Origin of the sequence: Kribbella sp., assembly GCF_035687465.1 — a bacterium.
In the GTDB taxonomy this organism is placed as follows: Bacteria; Actinomycetota; Actinomycetes; order Propionibacteriales; family Kribbellaceae; genus Kribbella.
Genome location: NZ_DASRXP010000463.1, coordinates 1 through 3019, shown reverse-complemented (window position 1 = coordinate 3019; position 3019 = coordinate 1). Strand labels below are relative to the sequence as shown.

The following is a 3019-nucleotide window of genomic DNA, read 5'->3' as shown; positions in this document are numbered from 1 at the left end:
TACCACTTGGTGGTCGTGCCGAGGTCCGTCGTACCGGCCATCGCGACCTCTACCCAGGTGCCGGCCGGGGTGGTGGCGTTCCAGGAGGCGATCAGTTCGGTCAGTCCGAAGCCAGGTTGGATCGTCGGCGAGGTCCAGCTGGTCCGGTCGTAGCTCTTGGCCGAGCCGTCGCCGAACGGATCGACGTACGAGGTGGTGCCGGTCGCGGTGCCGAAGGACAGGTTGCCGTCGGCGACGGTGGTGCCGGAGTGGGTGCCGGCAAGGAAGTCGGTGGTCGAAGTCCATGCGTGGTAGGCGATGTCACGAGCGACCGGCTGCCGGGCGGCCTCGCTCGGGACAGTGACGACGCTCAGCACGACCACACCGGTGATCAGGGCTGCAAGGGGGCGGGCAGCAGTCATGAATCGACCGTAGACCCGCCCGCGCCGCCTGTCGCGGTGAACGCGTGCCGCGATCCAGGAGTATCCCGTCAATTACTTTCCGCAGTCGCGGTCAGCTCTTCCAGTCGTCGGCGAGGAGGGCGAAGACGAGTTCGTCGGTCCATTCGCCCTTGAGGAACTCGTTGCTGACGAAGTGCGCCTCCTGGCGCAGCCCGAGGCGCTGCAACAGGGCGGCCGAACCGGAGTTGCGGGCGTCCAGGCGGCCGATGATCCGGTGCATGCCGAGTTCGGCAAAGCCGAGCCGGAGCAGTTCGGCCGATGCCTCGGCGGCGAATCCGCGACCGTGGAACTCGGGGTGGAAGACGAAGCCGATCTCGCCGCCGCGGTGCTCGACGCTGGTGACGAACAGCGTGACCTCGCCGAGGTGCTGACCGGTTTCGCGCAGGATCACGGCAAGCGTCAGCGCTTGGCCGTCGGTGTCCATCGGCGCGTCGGCCAGCCGGACGGCGAGGGCGTCCCGCACCTGCTCCGGGGTCTTCGACTCATAGAGCAGAAAGCGGGTGACGTCGTCGTTCGACTGCAACTTCAGCAGGTCGTCGTAGTCGGTCTCGACATAGCGGCGCAGGGTCAGGCGGTCAGTCTCGATCGGCAGCGCGTAGGTCACACATGCGAGCTTAGTGTCCTCCGCAACCCAATAAAACAAGCGGATTGGGCCCTCCCGTGCAAGGGCCGGGAGGGCCCGTTCTCCTCCGCCCCGGGCTATCCGTTGGCCAGGGCAACCAGTCGGCTCTGGTCGCCGTTGAAACGGTTCTGGTCGATCGGGGTCGAGCTGTACTGCCAGATGGTGTGGAACGGCCAGCCGCCCGGCAGGGTCCCGGGCGCCGAGGCGTACCGGGCTACCCAGAGAGGGTTGGTCCCGTTGAAGGCGGTGCTGTTGCCGGTGCAGCGGGTCCACCAGTCGAGGTTGGTGTAGATCACGGCGTCCCGGCCGGTGCGCGCCTTGTAGGTGTTGAGGAAGTCCCGCACCCAGTTGACCATCGCGGCCTGGCTCAGGCCGTAGCAGGTCGCGCCGTACGGGTTGTACTCGATGTCGAGCGCGCCGGGCAGGGTCCTGCCGTCGCGGGACCAGGCGCCGCCGCGGTCGACGAAGTAGTTCGCCTGGTTGGCGCCGCTGGAGTCGTTGGGGGTGGCGAAGTGGTAGGCGCCGCGGATCATGCCGACGCCGTAGGACCCGTTGTACTGCTGGGCGAAGTACGGGTTCGAGTAGTAGTTGCCTTCGGTCGCCTTCACGTAGGCGAACCGCTTGCCGGCACTCCACTGCGAGGCCCAGTTGACGTTGCCCTGGTGGCTGGACACGTCGATGCCTTCGACGGTCGCGGCCGGGACTGCCGCTGGGGCTGATGCAGTGGCGGCTGTGCTGCTCTGGCGCCAGCCCATGTAGGCGTCGCCGGCGTTGGCGATGCCGTGCTGGCGGGCTTCGGCAGTGGGTTGATGAGGGGCGGTCGGTACTGCGGTGGCGGGGGTGACGCCGGCGGCCAGGAGCAGGCCAAGAGAGACGGCGACACCCGTGACGAGGGACTTCACGAGGAAACCTCCACAGAGCGATGAGGGGCGGACAGAGCGCTCGCGGAGGTTTTACCCGGGTCTTGGTAAAAATTAACCAAACATGTCGATTTTCACTGTGAGTATCTAACGGACCTTGTCGGAGGTGGCCAGCCAGGTGTTGCACAAATTGACGTTACGAGTGTAAAAACCGCGGTTCACCCAGTACGGCTGGATCTTCTCGCTGCCGTGGTCGCGTTGCGTTCCGTATTCGTCCCCGGAGTGCGCGGTGAGCCAGGTCCACTGCTGCTGGAGAGAGCCGGTCATCGGGTAGCTGTTCTTGTTCGCGCCGATGAAGACCGCACCGAAGCAGGTCGCCTGGATCTCCAGCCGGCGGGACAGTTCGAGCTTCTTCGCCTGCGTCGTCGCCTCGTACGACAGGTCGTAGTACGAGGGCAGGATGTCGGTCATCTCCTGAACGGCATGGCCGTACTCATGGGCGACGGTGTCGACCATGTCCGCGCGCAGGAACGTGCGCTGGTAGGTCTGCTTGTACTTCCCATACGACTGAATATCGCCCACGGCGTCCATGTAGATGGTGTTGTTCACCGGGCAGTAGAAGGAACTCGGCGAACTGCCCCCGCAGGGGGACTGGGCCGGCCCGCTCATCGCGATCAGGCTCGGCGACCGGAACGTGTCACCGGCTGCCCTCACCTGCTTGGGCCAGATCCGGTCCAGGCACGCCTTCACCTGCAGGTAATAGGAGCGCGCGCCCGCGAGGTTCGACGCCCGCGCCTTGGGCTCCTTACAGCCGACGCTTGCCTGCGCACCGGTTGAGTAGATCTTGTCCCTGCTGACGACCTCCCAGTCCGTGGGTTGCCGTGGCGGTGCCGTCGTCTTGGTCGGCTTGGGGGCGGTGGGTTTGGGTGCCGTCGGCTTCGTGGTCGGGAAGGGCCCTTCCGTTCCGACCGGCGTGCTGGGTGTGTAGGTCCAGGTCGGTTCCGGCTGGGAGTAGTTGTCCGGCTCGTCCTGCTGGTTGAGCACCGAGAACATCCACAGGCCGACGAGGACGGCGACACCCGCCACGATCGGGATGG

The 3019-nt window shown here is 66.1% G+C and carries 3 protein-coding genes and 1 pseudogene; all 4 read right to left on the bottom strand.

Annotated elements, in window-relative coordinates:
* A pseudogene (locus VFG33_RS24335) lies at window positions 1–401 on the bottom strand (peptidase C39 family protein); the annotation flags it as partial.
* 91 nt (window positions 402–492) lie between these two features.
* Window positions 493–1044, bottom strand: coding sequence for a GNAT family N-acetyltransferase (locus VFG33_RS24330; RefSeq protein ID WP_325055258.1), 552 nt, complete (start codon window positions 1042–1044; stop codon window positions 493–495).
* A gap of 95 nt (window positions 1045–1139) precedes the next feature.
* Window positions 1140–1964 carry a lysozyme gene (locus VFG33_RS24325; RefSeq protein WP_325055257.1) on the bottom strand — a complete coding sequence of 275 codons (825 nt, stop codon included), beginning with the start codon at window positions 1962–1964 and terminating at the stop codon, window positions 1140–1142.
* A gap of 105 nt (window positions 1965–2069) precedes the next feature.
* A partial coding sequence (locus tag VFG33_RS24320; protein WP_325055256.1) for a neutral zinc metallopeptidase occupies window positions 2070–3019 on the bottom strand: 950 nt, incomplete at its 5' end.